Source organism: Pseudomonas sp. GW821-FHT09D08 (assembly GCF_059416305.1).
Window position 1 is genome coordinate 161,208 of sequence record NZ_JBWKOX010000006.1, and the last position, 15,117, is coordinate 176,324.

The 15,117-nt window shown below is 63.7% G+C and carries 16 protein-coding genes; 14 read left to right on the top strand and 2 right to left on the bottom strand.

Translation table 11 applies throughout. The features are described 5' to 3' along the window. The first annotated feature begins 25 nt into the window (after nt 1-25). Entirely contained in the window at nt 26-1,489 is a 1,464-nt protein-coding gene (gene selO, locus AC07OP_RS13690; RefSeq protein WP_495101361.1) for a protein adenylyltransferase SelO, read from the top strand. Between the two features lie 218 nt (nt 1,490-1,707). Continuing rightward, nucleotides 1,708-2,142: a thioredoxin TrxC gene (gene trxC / locus AC07OP_RS13695; RefSeq protein ID WP_495101362.1), complete on the top strand. Its 435-nt coding sequence runs from the start codon at nt 1,708-1,710 to the stop codon at nt 2,140-2,142. A gap of 148 nt (nt 2,143-2,290) precedes the next feature. On the opposite strand, the gene AC07OP_RS13700 is transcribed toward trxC, so the two are convergent. Then, nucleotides 2,291-2,506, bottom strand: coding sequence for a DUF6124 family protein (locus AC07OP_RS13700; protein WP_495101363.1), 216 nt, complete (start codon nt 2,504-2,506; stop codon nt 2,291-2,293). Between the two features lie 470 nt (nt 2,507-2,976). Beyond that, nucleotides 2,977-3,747, bottom strand: coding sequence for a ParA family protein (locus AC07OP_RS13705; RefSeq protein WP_495101364.1), 771 nt, complete (start codon nt 3,745-3,747; stop codon nt 2,977-2,979). Nucleotides 3,748-4,084: 337 nt separating this feature from the next. On the opposite strand from AC07OP_RS13705, the gene AC07OP_RS13710 reads away from it, so the two are divergent. From AC07OP_RS13710 to AC07OP_RS13765, 12 genes are all read left to right on the top strand, one after another. Beyond that, a complete protein-coding gene (locus AC07OP_RS13710; RefSeq protein ID WP_495101365.1) occupies nt 4,085-4,804 on the top strand; it encodes a beta-ketoacyl synthase chain length factor in 720 nt (239 codons plus the stop codon). Further along, the gene (locus AC07OP_RS13715; RefSeq protein ID WP_065940811.1) at nt 4,780-5,592 is read left to right on the top strand and encodes a lysophospholipid acyltransferase family protein; all 813 of its coding nucleotides are present in this window, start codon (nt 4,780-4,782) and stop codon (nt 5,590-5,592) included. The genes AC07OP_RS13710 and AC07OP_RS13715 overlap by 25 nt, the downstream gene beginning before the upstream one ends. Beyond that, complete coding sequence (locus AC07OP_RS13720; RefSeq protein ID WP_027604978.1) at nt 5,570-5,839, top strand: phosphopantetheine-binding protein; 270 nt, start codon at nt 5,570-5,572, stop codon at nt 5,837-5,839. Before AC07OP_RS13715 ends, AC07OP_RS13720 begins: the two co-directional genes overlap by 23 nt. Nucleotides 5,840-5,848: 9 nt before the next feature. Then, on the top strand, nt 5,849-6,103 hold the full coding sequence (locus tag AC07OP_RS13725) for an acyl carrier protein (protein ID WP_003187949.1): 255 nt from the start codon (nt 5,849-5,851) through the stop codon (nt 6,101-6,103). Further along, on the top strand, nt 6,100-6,645 hold the full coding sequence (locus AC07OP_RS13730; RefSeq protein ID WP_065925689.1) for a COG4648 family protein: 546 nt from the start codon (nt 6,100-6,102) through the stop codon (nt 6,643-6,645). The genes AC07OP_RS13725 and AC07OP_RS13730 overlap by 4 nt, the downstream gene beginning before the upstream one ends. Beyond that, nucleotides 6,642-8,312, top strand: a complete 1,671-nt coding sequence (locus tag AC07OP_RS13735) for an ApeI family dehydratase (protein ID WP_495101366.1) — start codon at nt 6,642-6,644, stop codon at nt 8,310-8,312. Before AC07OP_RS13730 ends, AC07OP_RS13735 begins: the two co-directional genes overlap by 4 nt. A gap of 185 nt (nt 8,313-8,497) precedes the next feature. Further along, the gene (locus tag AC07OP_RS13740) at nt 8,498-9,232 is read left to right on the top strand and encodes a glycosyltransferase family 2 protein (protein ID WP_065925691.1); all 735 of its coding nucleotides are present in this window, start codon (nt 8,498-8,500) and stop codon (nt 9,230-9,232) included. After that, nucleotides 9,229-10,164, top strand: coding sequence for a lysophospholipid acyltransferase family protein (locus AC07OP_RS13745; protein ID WP_065940809.1), 936 nt, complete (start codon nt 9,229-9,231; stop codon nt 10,162-10,164). The genes AC07OP_RS13740 and AC07OP_RS13745 overlap by 4 nt, the downstream gene beginning before the upstream one ends. Next, on the top strand, nt 10,148-11,689 hold the full coding sequence (locus tag AC07OP_RS13750; protein WP_098480505.1) for an HAL/PAL/TAL family ammonia-lyase: 1,542 nt from the start codon (nt 10,148-10,150) through the stop codon (nt 11,687-11,689). Before AC07OP_RS13745 ends, AC07OP_RS13750 begins: the two co-directional genes overlap by 17 nt. Then, nucleotides 11,682-12,110 (top strand): acyl-CoA thioesterase, encoded by a 429-nt coding sequence (locus tag AC07OP_RS13755; protein WP_495101367.1) that lies wholly within the window; start codon nt 11,682-11,684, stop codon nt 12,108-12,110. The genes AC07OP_RS13750 and AC07OP_RS13755 overlap by 8 nt, the downstream gene beginning before the upstream one ends. Further along, entirely contained in the window at nt 12,104-12,796 is a 693-nt protein-coding gene (locus tag AC07OP_RS13760) for an outer membrane lipoprotein carrier protein LolA (protein WP_495101368.1), read from the top strand. The genes AC07OP_RS13755 and AC07OP_RS13760 overlap by 7 nt, the downstream gene beginning before the upstream one ends. Then, nucleotides 12,786-15,098, top strand: coding sequence for an MMPL family transporter (locus AC07OP_RS13765; RefSeq protein ID WP_495101369.1), 2,313 nt, complete (start codon nt 12,786-12,788; stop codon nt 15,096-15,098). Before AC07OP_RS13760 ends, AC07OP_RS13765 begins: the two co-directional genes overlap by 11 nt. Nucleotides 15,099-15,117 lie beyond the last annotated feature (19 nt).

Genomic DNA, 15,117 nt, shown 5'->3' on the forward strand with positions numbered 1-15,117 from the left:
TCGGACATTCTGCTGGAGATGGCCGGTGAAAGCCCTCGACGAACTGACCTTCGACAACCGCTTCGCACGCCTGGGCGACGCGTTCTCAACCCACGTACTGCCCGAGCCCCTCGACGAACCGCGCCTGGTGGTGGCAAGCAATGCCGCCATGGCCCTGCTCGACCTCGACCCTGCCGTGGCGCAAACGCCGGTATTCGCCGAGCTGTTCAGCGGCCATAAGCTGTGGGCCGAAGCCGAGCCGCGGGCAATGGTCTACTCCGGGCACCAGTTCGGCGGCTACACCCCGCAGCTGGGCGATGGTCGGGGATTGCTGCTGGGCGAGGTATACAACGAGGCCGGCGAGCATTGGGACCTGCACCTCAAGGGTGCCGGAATGACGCCCTACTCGCGCATGGGCGATGGCCGCGCGGTGCTGCGCTCGTCGATTCGGGAGTTCCTGGCCTCCGAAGCGCTGCATGCACTGGGTATCCCCAGCAGCCGTGCGTTGTGCGTGATTGGCTCCAGCACCCCGGTCTGGCGTGAGAAGCAGGAACGTGGGGCGATGGTGCTGCGCCTGGCCCGCAGCCATATACGCTTTGGTCACTTCGAGTATTTCTACTACACCAAAAAGCCCGAACAGCAGGCCGAGCTGGCCGAACACGTGCTGAACCTGCACTACCCGGCGTGCCGCGAACAGCCCGAGCCCTACCTGGCGATGTTCCGTGAAATCGTCGAGCGCAATGCCGAGATGATCGCCAAATGGCAGGCCTATGGTTTCTGCCACGGCGTGATGAACACCGACAACATGTCGATCCTCGGCATCACCTTCGACTTCGGGCCCTTTGCGTTTCTCGACGACTTTGATGCGCACTTCATCTGCAATCACTCGGACCATGAAGGACGCTACTCCTTCAGCAACCAGGTGCCCATCGGCCAGTGGAACCTCAGCGCGCTGGCCCAGGCGCTCACGCCATTTATCAGCGTCGATGCCTTGAAAGAAGCCCTTGGCCTGTACCTGCCGCTGTACCAGGCCCACTACCTGGACCTGATGCGCCGCCGACTGGGGCTGACCACCGCCGAAGACGACGACCAGAAGCTGGTGGAGCGGTTGCTGAAGCTGATGCAGAACAGCGGCGTGGATTACACCTTGTTCTTCCGACGCCTGGGCGACGAATCGGCAGCGCTGGCGGTGGCGAAGCTGCGCGATGACTTTGTCGACCTCGCCGGGTTCGATGCCTGGGCCGAGCTGTACACGGCCCGTGTTGCGCGGGATGGGGATTACAGCGAAGAGCAGCGCCGTGAGCGGATGCATGCAGTGAACCCGCTGTACATCCTGCGCAACTACCTCGCACAGAACGCTATCGCCGCCGCCGAATCAGGCGACTACAGCGAAGTGCAGCGACTGCATGAGGTGCTTTCCAAGCCGTTCGAGGAGCAAGCGGGGATGGAACAGTACGCGCAACGACCGCCGGATTGGGGCAAGCATTTGGAGATCAGTTGTTCGTCCTAAGACAGGCAGACTGTGGCGACAGAGCTGGCTCCCGCTGGGCTGCGCAGCAACCCCAACGCCTGAAAGCGAGGTATATCCAGTACACCTCGCCACGCTACCCAGGGCTGCTACGCAGCCCAACGCGGGACAAGCCCGCTCGCCACAGTCATGTATCTATCTTGATAATTATCGGCGCTGACTCCAGATAGGGAGCATTGGCCACATCCACGGAGCCCACCATGTCCGAACCTCTCGTTATCCCCTGCCCCCATTGCAACGGCCTCAACCGCATCCCCGCAGAACGCCTGGGTGATACGCCCAAGTGCGGGCGCTGCAAGCAACCGGTTCTACTGGGCAAGCCTTTCGAGCTGAAACAAGGCGACTACGCCAGCCAGATCAAGGGCGACCTGCCGCTGCTGGTGGATGTGTGGGCCGATTGGTGCGGGCCGTGCAAGTCGTTCGCGCCGGTGTTTGAACAGGCGGCCGGGCAGCTGGAAGGCAAGTGCAGGCTGGCCAAGCTGGACAGCGAGGCCAATCAGCAGCTGTCGGCACAATTGGGGATTCGTTCGATCCCCAGTCTGATTCTGTTCAAGAACGGCCGCGAAGTGGCGCGCCAGAGCGGAGCGTTTCCGTTGCCGCAGTTGATGAGCTGGTTGCGTAGCCAGGGGATATAACCGGACTTGAGAACGATGCTGAACAATGTGGGAGGGGGCTTGCCCCCGATGGCGGTGGCTCAGCTACAGATGAGCTAGCCGGCATACCGCCATCAGGGGCAAGTCGAATCGTCGCACCGCCCCTCCCACATTTGACCGCGTTGTACCTTCAGGCCAGAGGGACTTCGCGGTCCATCATCTGGCCGACCAGCAATACGCCCAGTTCACTCAATTGGTGGATAGCCAGGGCCATGTCGCGGTGTTCACCGGTGAGGTCGCTGGAAAGGTTGAGCAATAGGGTACGGACGGAGGAGAAGGTTTCGTAGCTGTTGAGGATGAGGGTTTCGGTGGGGAGGTTGGGCGTAACGGTATAAAGGTTAACCATGGATCGTCTCCGAGTAGTGGAGCCGCAACCGGCCGCTACTAAACGGAGGGTGGCAGCTGTACGCAGGTTAGTAGACCGGGGAGACGCAACCGGCGCGCTCGAAAGCGCCCTCCGTACAGCCACCATCAAATTCAGGAAGCTCCTGATCGACGAATTGCCGTACATCTCACCTCGGGCTACTAAACCCGATCACTGAACATTCAGTGACCGCAGAACCTTAGAGATGCCCATCCAGACGCACAAGCCGGCGGATTCTGGCGTAGCTGTAGGCAACGATACAAGCCACAACCCCTCTAGCCAGACCCTTCCTACAACCTCTGTGGGACAAATCCAAATCCCCGACTGAAATGCAATACAAATGTGGGAGGGGCTTGACGCCGATGGCGCTGACTCAGTCAACGTATTCGTGACTGACACACCGCAATCGGGGGCAAGCCCCCTCCCACAGGGATTCTTTGTTGCCTTCAAGGTCAGGCGTTTTCCAGCAGGTTATGCAGCTCCAAGAATTGTTGCGTGAGCTTGTGCCGTGGGTCGAGGTGGATCAGCGGCTTGTTCTCCTGGTGCGACTCACGCATGCGCACTGAGCTGGCCAGGTACACCGGCAACACCGGCAAGCCCTCGGCAATCAACTCATCGAGCATTTGCTGCGGCAGGCTCGCCCGCGCCTGGAACTGGTTGACCACGATGCCTTCCACCTCGAGGCTTTCGTTGTGGTCTTCCTTCAACTCTTCGATTTCAGCCAGCAGGCCATACAGTGCCTGGCGCGAGAAGCTGTCGCAATCGAAGGGGATCAGCACACGATCAGCGGCAATCAGCGCAGAAACCGCATAAAAGTTCAGGGCTGGCGGGGTATCCAGGTAGATCCGGTCGTAATCTTCGCTCAGTTCATCGAGCAGCTTTCGCAGCTTGTTGATCTTGTGCTTGGCTTCAAGCTTGGGCTGCAGGTCCGCGAGTTCGGCGGTGGCGGTGATGACGTGCAGGTTGTCGAAGGGGGTTTCGTAGATGTCGACCTTGTTCTTCTTCGAAAACGGCCCGGAAGACAGGGTTTGCTTGAAAAAGTCCGCGATCCCCATGGGGATGTCGTCGCCAGTCAGCCCCGTCAGGTATTGGGTTGAATTGGCCTGTGCATCGAGGTCCACCAACAGGGTTCGATAGCCTTCGCTGGCGCTGACCGCCGCCAGGTTGCAGGCGATGCTCGACTTGCCAACACCGCCTTTTTGATTGAACACCACGCGCCGCATGGAAAAACCTCCGTGTATCAATGAATGTCCGAGTGTAGAGGGCAAAAGCGCCTGTTAGCTACCTCGTTCATCGATGCATTGCTGCATTGCATCGGGTCTGTCATATGTCGCGTACAAATGAAAAGGAAGTGTCCGACGATCCAAGTTGCTCCTCGTTGAAGGACAATCTGTAAACCTTCCCGACTTATTTGTAATCGGCCTTGCACAATTCTTTACCAAAGTTTGCTAGAACCCCGCAGCACCGGGATAATGCGCGCCACTCGGCGATTGCTCCCTGTCCCGGTATTCGGGGCCAAAAGCCGCACATGGAAGCCCGCAGGGGCGGGATAACTTCTCAGTGATTAACTTCAACATCGCCCAATGGCGCGCCTGGGCCCCCGGCCTGGAAAGCGCGGACGACTGGCACGCCTGGTGCCAGGCCCCGGTGTTGCTGCCTGCCAGCGATGCTTCGCCCGATGTATCGTTCCTGCCGGCCATACAGCGCCGCCGCCTGAGTCGCCTGGCGCGCATGGCGTTCAGCGTAGGCTGGCCCCTGGCCGACGGCCTGCAAGACCTGCCGCTGGTGTTTATTTCCCGGCATGGCGAAACCCCGCGCACCCTCGACATCCTCAGCGACCTGGCCAACGACCAGCCGCTGTCGCCGACCCAATTCAGCCTGTCGGTGCACAACGCGGTGATTGGCCTGTGGTCGATCCTGCGCAATGAAACCAGCGAAATGACAGCCCTCGCCGCCGCCGGCGATGGCCTGGAGCACGGCATGCTCGAAGCCGCGGCCCTGCTCAACGAAGGCGCTCCGGCGGTATTGCTGGTCATCACCGAAGAACAGCCGCCCGAGGCCTACGCCAGTTGGATCGTTGACGTGCCGTTTCCCTACGCCCTCGGCCTGCTGCTGACGCCAGGCGACGAGTGGCAACTGGAACTCAGCGCCGGCACTGTCCAACCCACTCAAACCCAGTGGCCCCACGCCCTGAACCTGCTGCGCACCCTGCTTACCGAACAGGGCGCCTGCCAACATGCCTGGAAGAACCGTGTATGGAACTGGCAACGCAAGTCGTGAACGATAAGCCACGGGATGCCTACTACTGGCGCCTGTTCGCCACTGCCGCGAGCTTCTTCGTGTTCGGCGTCGGCGGGTTGTGCCTGCGTTTGCTGGTCTTTCCCCTGCTCAGCTGCCTGCCGGGCAACGTAGAAAGGCACCAGCGCCGCGCCCGCCATACCATCAGCAAGCTGTTCTGGTTCTTTATCCGCCTGATGCAGCGCGCCGGCGTGCTGACCTACAGCGTCGAAGGCGCCGAACGGCTCGGCCAGCCAGGCCAGATGATCATCGCCAACCATCCGTCGCTGATCGACGTGGTGTTCCTGATCGGCCTGATGCGCCAGACCAATTGCGTGATCAAGCAGAGCCTGTTTCAAAACCCGTTCACCCGTGGCCCGGTGCGCGACGCGGGTTACATAAGCAACGACGGCAGCGCGGACATGCTCGACGCCGCCGCCGACGCCCTGCGCCAAGGCCAGACGCTGATCATCTTTCCCGAAGGCACTCGTACCACACCCGGCGTGGCGCCCGCCTTTCATCGCGGGGCCGCCGCCATTGCCCTGCGCGGTGCGACAATCATCACCCCGGTAGTGATCAAGGTCAGCCCCACCACCCTGACCAAGGCCGAACCCTGGTATCGCATCCCCAAATGCCGTTTTCACTTCAGTTTGCGCGTGGGGGCCGATATAGAACCACAGGCGTTCGCAACACTGGGGCCCGCGCCCCAGGCCTCACGCAAGCTCAACGATTACCTGCACCACTATTTCATTAAGGAGCTCGCCGAAGATGAGCGACCAACACCGCCTTGAGCACGACATAAAGCTGTTGATCATCGAGGCCCTGGGCCTGGAAGACATCAGCGCCGACGACATCGGCAGCGACCAAACCCTGTTCGGCGAAGGCCTGGGCCTGGATTCGGTAGACGCCCTGGAATTGGGCCTGGCGATCCAGAAAACGTACGGCATCAAGATCGATGCCGACGCCAAGGACACCCGCAATCACTTCACCAACGTGGCCAGCCTTGCGGCGTTCGTCACGGCCAGACAGGCAGCTTGAGACCGGACCATGCAAACTCGTGACGATATTTTCAACACCCTGCGCGATGCCTTGGTGGAACTGTTTGAACTGCCCCCGGAGCGCGTCACCCTCGACGCCAACCTGTATCAGGACCTGGAGATCGACAGCATCGATGCCGTGGACCTGATCGACCATATCAAGCGCCAGACCGGCAAGAAGATCGCCGCCGAAGAGTTCAAGGCCGTGCGCACCGTCAACGACGTGGTTGAGGCGGTGTACCGTCTGGTCCAGCCTGCCGCATGAGCCGGCTGATCGGCCTTGGCCTGTTATTGGCGGGGCTGCTGTACCCGTTTGCGGTGTATTACGGCACCGAGCACTTTGCGCCCTGGCAATTCGGCCTGCTGCTGGGCAGCCTGTGGCTGCTGCGCGCGGTCACGGGTGCGGCGCGCCCCGGCAGCCGCTGGATGGCGTTGGCGGTAATCGTGTTTTGCCTGGCCCTGGCCTGGTTCGACAACCCGCACCTGTTGCGCTGGTACCCGAGCCTGGTCAGTGCGTTCATGTTGGCGCTGTTCGGCCTGAGCCTGAAATACGGCCCGCCGATGGTGGAGCGTCTGGCGCGCATGACCGACCCGGTGCTGCCGCCGCACGCGATTGTGTATACGCGCCAGGTCACCGTGGTGTGGTGCGTGTTTTTTCTGTGTAATGGCCTGCTCGCCGCCGCCCTCACCCTATGGGCGCCGTTGAGCTGGTGGACGTTGTACAACGGCTTGATCGCCTACGGGCTGATGGGGCTGTTGTTTGCCGTGGAATGGCTGGTACGACAAAGGGTTCGAGGCCGCGTATGAATGGGTTGAATCTTGAGCATCTGTTGCTCGAGCCGCTGGAACAGCGTTTGGTGACCACCGAACCTGCGATGAATCACGCCCAGCTGTGGGAACACTCCCTGAGCCTGGCCGCCGGGTTGCAAGCGCGTGGTATACAGCGCCTGGCCCTGCACCTGGAAGACGCCGGCCTGCTGGCGATTGCACTGCTGGGCGCCTGGCGCGCCGGGGCCAGCGTACTGCTGCCCGCCGATCTGCAACCCCAGACCCGCCAACGCTGGGACACGGTTGTCGACGCCTGGCTGACTGAAGCGGCAGACCTGGACGCGCTGTATCAAGCACCGTTGAGCCCGGCTGCCCTCGACCTGGACACCTGCCAACTGAGCCTGTGCACCTCCGGCTCCAGCGGCGAACCCAAGCGCATCGACAAGACCCTGCGCCAGTTGGCCAATGAGGTCCAGGCCCTGGAAGCGCTGTGGGGTTCAGACCTGAAAGACGCCTGCATCATCGGCAGTGTCGCCACCCAGCACATCTACGGTTTGCTGTTCCGCGTGCTGTGGCCGCTGTGCGCCGGGCGCAGCTTTGTGCGCCGCCAGCTGGCGTTTCCGGAAGACATGCAACGCGCCAGCCGCGAACACCCGCAATTCGCCTGGGTCGCCAGCCCGGCGCTGCTCAAGCGCATGGGCGACAACCTCGACTGGCCGGCGCTGAGCCAGGTATCGCGGGTGTTCTCGTCGGGCGGCGCCCTGCCCATCGAGGCGGCCGGCAGTCTATACGAGCGCTTGCAGCAATGGCCGACCGAGATCCTCGGCAGCTCGGAAACCGGTGGCATCGCCTGGCGCCAGGGCGCGCAACCCTGGCAGCCGTTTGCCGATGTACACCTGAGCCAGGACGCCGACGGTGCCCTGCGCATCGCCTCGCCATACTTGCCGGTCGGGCACATAGAACAAACCGCTGACGCTGCGCGTATCCATGCCGATGGTCGCTTCGAGCTGCTCGGACGCCTGGACCGTATCGTCAAGCTGGAAGAAAAACGCATCTCCCTGCCCATGCTTGAGCAGGCGCTGATGACCCACCCGTGGGTCGTCGAAACGCGCCTGGGGGTGGTGCAGGAAAACCGCGCATCACTCGGCGCGCTGGTGGTGCTCAGTGCCGACGGCCTGCACGCCCTGCGCAACCAGGGCCGACGGACTGTCACCCAGACCCTGCGCCAGCATTTGAGCCAGCATTGCGAAGCCCTGGCGCTGCCACGTCGCTGGCGGCTGCTGCGCCAGCTGCCGCTGAATGCCCAGGGCAAGCTGCCCCAGGCCGATGTGGCCGCGTTGCTGCTGGCACCCCGGCCCAAGGCGCCGGAAGTGCTGGAGCAAGTCGAAGTCGATGGCGAATGGACCTTGCAACTGAGCGTGCCGCCGGACCTGGCCTATTTCAGCGGCCACTTCCCGGTCACTCCGGTATTGCCCGGCGTGGTCCAGGTGGAGTGGGCGTTCAACCTCGGCCAACAACTGCTCGATCTGCCCGCGACCTTTGCCGGCATGGAAGTGCTCAAGTTCCAGCAACTGGTGCGCCCCGGCGACCGTATCGAACTGCACCTGCGCTTCGACCAGGAACGCGGCAAGTTGTATTTCGCCTACCGCAACGGCGTCGCGGCCTGCTCCAGCGGCCGCATCCAATTGGAAGCGGCCCATGCATAAGCTTTTGTGGCGAGCGGGCTTGCCCCGCGTTGGGCTGCGAAGCGGCCCCAAAACCTGCGCCGGAGGTCTGTCTGACACGCCTCGGTTACCTTACTGGGGCCGCTCCGCGGCCCAACGCGGGGCAAGCCCGCTCGCCACAACAGGCCCGCTCGCCACAGGTTATTTACCAGACGGTGAGGGACACCATGCATAACCCCTGCGCCCTGATCCCGGTCTACAACCACGAAGCCGCCGTGCCCGCCGTGGTCCACAGCCTGTTGAACAGTGGCCTGCCGTGCCTGTTGGTGGACGATGGCAGCAGCCCGGCCTGCGCAGCGGTGCTGGCGCAACTGGCGCGGCTGGACAATGTCACCCTGCTGACCCTGCCGACCAATCAGGGCAAGGGCGGCGCAGTGATGGCGGGCTTTCGCGAAGCGGCGCGCCTGGGCTTCAGCCACGCCTTGCAGGTCGATGCCGACGGCCAGCACGACCTGCGTGAAGTCGAAACGTTTATCGACGCGTCCCGCAGGCAGCCCAACGCAATCATCTGCGGCTACCCCGAATACGACGAAAGCGTGCCCAAGGGCCGTTTGTATGCGCGTTACCTGACCCATGTGTGGGTGTGGATCAACACCCTGTCACTGCAGATCCGCGACTCGATGTGCGGCTTTCGCGTGTACCCGCTGGCACCGGTGCTGGCGCTGATGGACTCGGCCTATATCGGCACGCACATGGACTTCGACTCCGACATCCTCGTGCGCCTGGCCTGGCGCAACCAGCCGATGCGCTGGCTGCCGACCCAGGTGCATTACCCCGCCGACGGCCTGTCGCACTTCCGCCTGTTCCGCGACAACGTACGCATCAGTGCCATGCACACCCGCCTGTTCTTCGGCATGTTGGTGCGTGCGCCGCTGATCTTGTGGCGACGGTGGCAGGCATGAGCGACAGCACCAAGCACTGGGCCGACCGCGAAGAGCGCGGCAGCTACTGGCTGATGAAATTCACCGCCCTCGCCGCCAAGGTCCTCGGCCGCCGCCTGCTGAGCCCGGTGCTGTACGGCATCGTGCTGTACTTCTTCCTGTTCGGCCGCACCGCGCGCCAGAGCGCCTGGCAATACCAGCAGCGCCTGGCCGACTGGAGCGGGCGCGATGAACTGCGCCCCAGCCAGCGCAGAGTCTTTGCCCAGTTCATGGCCTTCGCCGATGCCCTGCTCGACAAACTCGACGTGTGGAACGGCAAGCTGCGCCTGGAACAGATCGACATCAACGACCCGGCAAAACTGCGCGGGCAACTGCGCGGCGGGCGCGGGCAGATGCTGGTGGGCGCCCACCTGGGCAACCTCGAAGTGTGCCGCGCGCTGGCGGAAATCGGCGAACAGGTCACCATGAACGTGCTGGTGCACACCAAGCACGCCGAACGCTTCAACCGCCTGCTGGGCGAAGCCGGTGCCACCCACCTGCGCCTGATCCAGGTCAGCGAGCTGGACCCGGCCACCATGCTGCTGCTCAGCCAGCGCCTGGACGACGGCGAGTGGCTGGCGATTGCCGGCGACCGCGTGCCCTTGCATGGCGGGCGCACGGTGCGCGTGGATTTCCTCGGCCATGACGCCGCGTTCCCCCAAGGCCCGTGGCTGCTGGCGGGCCTGCTGAAATGCCCGGTCAACCTGCTGATGTGCCTGAAACACCAGGGCCGCTATCGCCTGACCATCGAGCCCTTCGCGCAATTGATCGAATGGAAACGCAGCACCCGCGAGCAGGTCATCGCCCTGTGGACCGCGCGCTACGCCGCACGCCTGGGCCAGTTCTGCCTGGAAGCGCCCCAACAATGGTTCAACTTTTACCCTTTCTGGAAGACCGATGACGACGCATCTTGAGCCGGTAACCTTTGGCGAACGCCCCCTGCGCATCGAAGACGTGCTGGCCCTGGCCAACCGTCAGGTGCCTACCCAGCTGCAAGGCGATGCCGCGTATCGCCAACGCATTGCCAAGGGCGCGCAGTTCCTCGACTCGCTGCTGGACAAGGAAGGCGTGATCTACGGCGTGACCACCGGCTACGGTGACTCCTGCGTGGTCGCGGTGCCGTTGCAACACGTCGAGGCCCTGCCCCGTCACCTGTACACCTTCCACGGTTGCGGCCTGGGCAAGTTGCTCGACGCTCAAGCCACCCGTGCGGTGCTGGCGGCGCGCTTGCAGTCGCTGTGCCACGGTGTCTCCGGGGTGCGCGTGGAACTGCTGGAGCGCCTGCATGGGTTCCTCGAACACGACGTGCTGCCGCTGATCCCGGAAGAAGGCTCGGTGGGCGCCAGCGGTGACCTGACCCCGCTGTCCTACGTGGCCGCGACCCTGTCCGGCGAGCGCGAAGTGCTGTTCCGTGGCGAGCGTCGCCAGGCAGCCGACGTGCACCGCGAACTCGGCTGGGAGCCGCTGGTACTGCGCCCCAAGGAAGCCCTGGCACTGATGAACGGCACCGCGGTGATGACCGGCATCGCTTGCCTGGCCTTTGCCCGTGCCGACTACCTGCTGCAACTGGCCACGCGCATCACCGCGCTGAACGTGGTGGCGCTGCAAGGCAACCCGGAACACTTCGACGAGCGCCTGTTCGCTGCCAAGCCGCACCCGGGGCAGATGCAAGTCGCCGCCTGGCTGCGCAAGGACCTGGCGATCGACGCGCCGACCGCGCCGCTGCATCGCCTGCAGGATCGCTACTCGCTGCGCTGCGCGCCCCACGTTCTCGGCGTGCTGGCGGACAGCCTGAACTGGCTGCGTTCGTTTATCGAGATCGAACTGAACAGCGCCAACGACAACCCGATCATCGACGCCGAAGAAGAACGCGTGCTGCACGGCGGGCATTTCTACGGCGGGCATATCGCCTTTGCCATGGACAGCCTCAAGACCCTGGTGGCCAACGTCGCCGACCTGCTTGACCGCCAGCTCGCCCTGCTGGTGGACGTGCGCTACAACCACGGCCTGCCGAGCAACCTGTCCGGTGCACCGGCGGACCGCGCGATGATCAACCACGGCTTCAAGGCGGTGCAGATCGGCACCAGCGCCTGGACCGCCGAAGCATTGAAAAACACCATGCCGGCCAGCGTGTTCTCGCGCTCCACCGAGTGCCACAACCAGGACAAGGTGAGCATGGGCACCATCGCCGCCCGCGATGCGATCCGCGTGCTGGAGCTGACCGAACAGGTCGCCGCCGCCACCCTGCTCGCTGCCAACCAGGGCGTGTGGCTGCGCGCCCAGGCCGACGACGCACGCCCGTTGCCACCGGCGCTGGCGGCCATGCATGCAGAGCTGGCCCAGGACTTCCCGCCGGTCATCGAAGACCGTGCCCTCGAAGGCGAACTGCGCCTGTGCCTGCAACGCATCGCCGAGCAACACTGGAGGCTGCATGCGTAGCCCTGGCGTATTGCACAGCGACACCGAAATCCTGGTGCCGTTTTTTGACGTCGACACCATGCACGTCGTCTGGCACGGGCATTACGTGAAGTACCTGGAAGTCGCACGCTGCGCGCTGCTGGACAAGATCGGCCATAACTACACGGCGATGCTCGAAGCCGGCTACGCCTGGCCGGTGATCGACATGCAACTGCGCTATGTGCGCGGTGCGGTGTTCGGCCAGACGATCAACGTGCGCGCCAGCCTGGTGGAGTGGGAGAACCGCTTGAAGGTCAATTACCTGATCACCGACCTGGCCAGCGGCGAGCGCCTGACCCGCGCCAGCACTGTGCAGGTGGCGGTGGACATCGCCACTCGCGAGATGCAGCTGGCGTCCCCCAAAGTATTCACCGACGCCGTCGAAAGGGCCCTGAAATGCTGACCCCGTTCTCTGTAGGAGCGAGCTTGCTCGCGAAGATCGTCAACGATAACGCGGGTTTCCTGATCCCCCGGGGCGCTCTCGGGTTTTTCGCGAGCAAGCTCGCTCCTACAGTGTTTGTGTTGTTGGGTTTTTCGGGGGTTGCACACGCCTTCGACCTGCAACAACTCAGCGACCAGTTGGCCAAACCCTCAGTGATCCACGGCAGCTTCATCCAGGAAAAACACCTGCGTGCGCTGCCGCAGCCGTTGGTCAGCAAAGGCACCTTCGTCCTGGCCAAGGACCACGGCCTGCTGTGGCTGCTGAAAACCCCGCTGCAACAGGACTACCGCATCAGCGCCCAGGGCATTGCCCGGCGTGACGCCAACGGCTGGCAACTGCTGCCGAACAAGAGCGCCGGTGCCGAACAGAACCGTCTGTTCCTCGCCGTGCTCCAGGGCGACAGCAGCGGCTTGCAGCGCGACTTCGAGCTGCAACTGCAAGGCGAAGCCCGGCAATGGAAGCTCACGCTGATCCCGCGTTCACTGCTGCTCAAGCAGGTATTCACCCAAATCAATATCGACGGCGGTGAGCTGGTGCAGAAGATCGAACTGCTGGAAACCCAGGGCGACAGCACCGTGCTGCGCATGCAGGACAGCACCGCCGGCCAGCCATTGAGCGACGCGGAGCAACACGATTTTGCCCAGTGAGCGCCTGCTGCCCCGCCTGTTCCTGATCCTGCTGGTGGCCGTGCTGGCCCTGGCCGGCTGGCAGTGGCGCCACGGCGCACCGCTGTCAGCCAACCTGATGGAACTGGTGCCGGGCAGTACGCCGGACGCCTTGGAACTGCAAGCCGAACAGCGCATGCAGGAGCCGCTCAACCGCGAAATGCTGGTGTTGGTGGGAAACGCCGATCGCCAGCAAGCGGTGGCCGTGGCCCAGCAATTGGGCGAGCGCTGGCAGGCCAGCGGCTTGTTCGAGAAGGTGCAATGGAACCTGCAAGCCGACCTGCCGGCACTGCGTGAGCAGTTGCTGCGCGGACGGCTGGCGATGCTCTCGGCCAAGGACCGCGAACAGCTGATCGAGCACCCCGACGCGTTCATTCAGCAACGGGTGCAGTCGCTGTTCGACCCCTTCACCGGCTTCAGCCTGGTGCCGAGCCAGGACGACTGGCTGGGCCTGACCGGGCGCATCCAGAACAGCCAGCCGCAGCACGGCTCGGTGCAACTGGACATCGGCAGCGGCGCCTTGATCGCCGATGCCGACGGCAAGAGCTGGGTGCTGCTGCGCGCACGTACCACCGGCAATGCATTCGACATGAAACTGCCGCTGCAAGTGGCGGATCTGCTCCAGGCCAGCCGCACGCAGGCCGGCGAATACGGCGCGCAATTGCTCGCCGCCAGCGGTTTGCTTTACGCGGCGAACGGCCAGCAACAGGCCACGCGGGAAATCACCTGGGTCGGCGGCGGCGCCACCGTCGGCATTCTGCTGTTGCTGTTGCTGGCGTTCCGCCGCTGGCGAGTGCTGCTGGCGTTTGTACCGGTGCTGGTGGGCATGCTGTTTGGTGCCGTCGCTTGCGTGGCGCTGTTCGGCCATATGCATGTGATGACCCTGGTGCTCGGCTCCAGCCTGATCGGCGTCGCGGTGGATTACCCGCTGCACTACCTGTCGAAAAGCTGGAGCATGAACCCCTGGCGCAGTTGGCCGGCATTGCGCCTGACGCTGCCAGGGCTGAGCCTGAGCCTGGCCACCAGTTGCATCGGCTACCTGGCGCTGGCCTGGACGCCCTTCCCGGCCTTGACGCAAATCGCGGTGTTCTCCGCCGCGGGCCTGGTCGGCGCCTACCTGTCAGCGGTGTGCCTGCTGCCGGCACTGCTCAAGGGTGTCGAACTGCGCCCGGCACAATGGCCGCTGCGCGTCGCCGAATGCCTGTGGCGGGTGCGGGCCGCCTTGCTCAAGCGTGTGCCCAGTCCGGTGCTGCTGGTGTGGGTGTTGCTGTTCTGCGCCGGCGGCCTTTGGCAGTTGAACAGCAAAAACGATATCCGCCAGTGGATCGGCGCGCCGCCGCAGTTGCTGCAAGAGGCACAGGCCGTGGCGCGCATTACCGGTTTCCAGCCCACCAGCCAGTTTTTCCTGATACGGGCCGACAACCAGCCGCAGTTGCTGGAGCGCCAAGCCGCCCTGGGCCAACGCCTGGACCAGTTGGTGAATATGGACAAGCTCCAGGGTTACCTGGCGCTCAACCAACTGGTCAGCCTGCCCGCCGAACAGCAGCAACTGCGCGACGCCCTGAGCACACTTCCACAGCATTGGCAGCCGCTGCTGGACCTCGGCGTGCCCGCCGGCGCCCTGCACGCCGAAGTCGCGCAACTGCAAGCGCTGCCCACCGAAGACATCGACGCTGCGCTGGTGGGCCCCTTGGCCGAACCTTGGCGCACCCTGTGGCTGGGCCCGGTGGACGGCGGCGTGGCGGCCATGGTCAGCCTGCAGGGCTTGAACAACCCGGCGCTGCTGCGGGTGCAAGCCGTGGACCTGCCCGGCGTGCAGTTGGTGGATCGTCTCGGGGATTTGAACCGTGTATTCGCCGACACGCAGATCAGCGCCGCCGAATTGAAGTTGATGTCCTGCGTGCTGATCGTGCTGTTACTGATCCTGCCGTTCGGATTCGGCGGGGCCTTGCGCATCGTCGCCCTGCCGTTGCTGGCTGCACTGTGCAGCCTGGCCAGCCTGGGTTGGCTGGGCCAGCCGCTGACCCTGTTCAGCCTGTTCGGGTTGCTGCTGGTCACGGCCATCAGTGTCGACTATGCGATTTTGATGCGCGAACAGATCGGCGGCCCCGCGGTCAGCCTTTTAGGGACACTGCTGGCAGCGCTGACGACCTGGTTGTCGTTCGGCCTGCTGGCGGTGTCCAGTACCCCGGCAGTGAGTAATTTCGGCCTGTCGGTCAGCCTGGGCCTGGCATTCAGCTTTATGCTGGCCCCCTGGGCCGGCCAACGGAAACACGCCTCATGAATGTAGTTATCGCCAAAGC

Coding starts and splice junctions, on each gene's coding strand:
- AC07OP_RS13725 (WP_003187949.1), top strand. CDS start 5,849: ATGCAAACTCGTGACGATATTTTCAACACCCTGCGCGATGCCTTGGTG.
- AC07OP_RS13750 (WP_098480505.1), top strand. CDS start 10,148: ATGACGACGCATCTTGAGCCGGTAACCTTTGGCGAACGCCCCCTGCGC.
- AC07OP_RS13730 (WP_065925689.1), top strand. CDS start 6,100: ATGAGCCGGCTGATCGGCCTTGGCCTGTTATTGGCGGGGCTGCTGTAC.
- AC07OP_RS13760 (WP_495101368.1), top strand. CDS start 12,104: ATGCTGACCCCGTTCTCTGTAGGAGCGAGCTTGCTCGCGAAGATCGTC.
- AC07OP_RS13735 (WP_495101366.1), top strand. CDS start 6,642: ATGAATGGGTTGAATCTTGAGCATCTGTTGCTCGAGCCGCTGGAACAG.
- AC07OP_RS13720 (WP_027604978.1), top strand. CDS start 5,570: ATGAGCGACCAACACCGCCTTGAGCACGACATAAAGCTGTTGATCATC.
- trxC (WP_495101362.1), top strand. CDS start 1,708: ATGTCCGAACCTCTCGTTATCCCCTGCCCCCATTGCAACGGCCTCAAC.
- AC07OP_RS13715 (WP_065940811.1), top strand. CDS start 4,780: ATGGAACTGGCAACGCAAGTCGTGAACGATAAGCCACGGGATGCCTAC.
- AC07OP_RS13755 (WP_495101367.1), top strand. CDS start 11,682: ATGCGTAGCCCTGGCGTATTGCACAGCGACACCGAAATCCTGGTGCCG.
- AC07OP_RS13705 (WP_495101364.1), bottom strand. CDS start 3,747: ATGCGGCGCGTGGTGTTCAATCAAAAAGGCGGTGTTGGCAAGTCGAGC.
- AC07OP_RS13700 (WP_495101363.1), bottom strand. CDS start 2,506: ATGGTTAACCTTTATACCGTTACGCCCAACCTCCCCACCGAAACCCTC.
- AC07OP_RS13745 (WP_065940809.1), top strand. CDS start 9,229: ATGAGCGACAGCACCAAGCACTGGGCCGACCGCGAAGAGCGCGGCAGC.
- AC07OP_RS13740 (WP_065925691.1), top strand. CDS start 8,498: ATGCATAACCCCTGCGCCCTGATCCCGGTCTACAACCACGAAGCCGCC.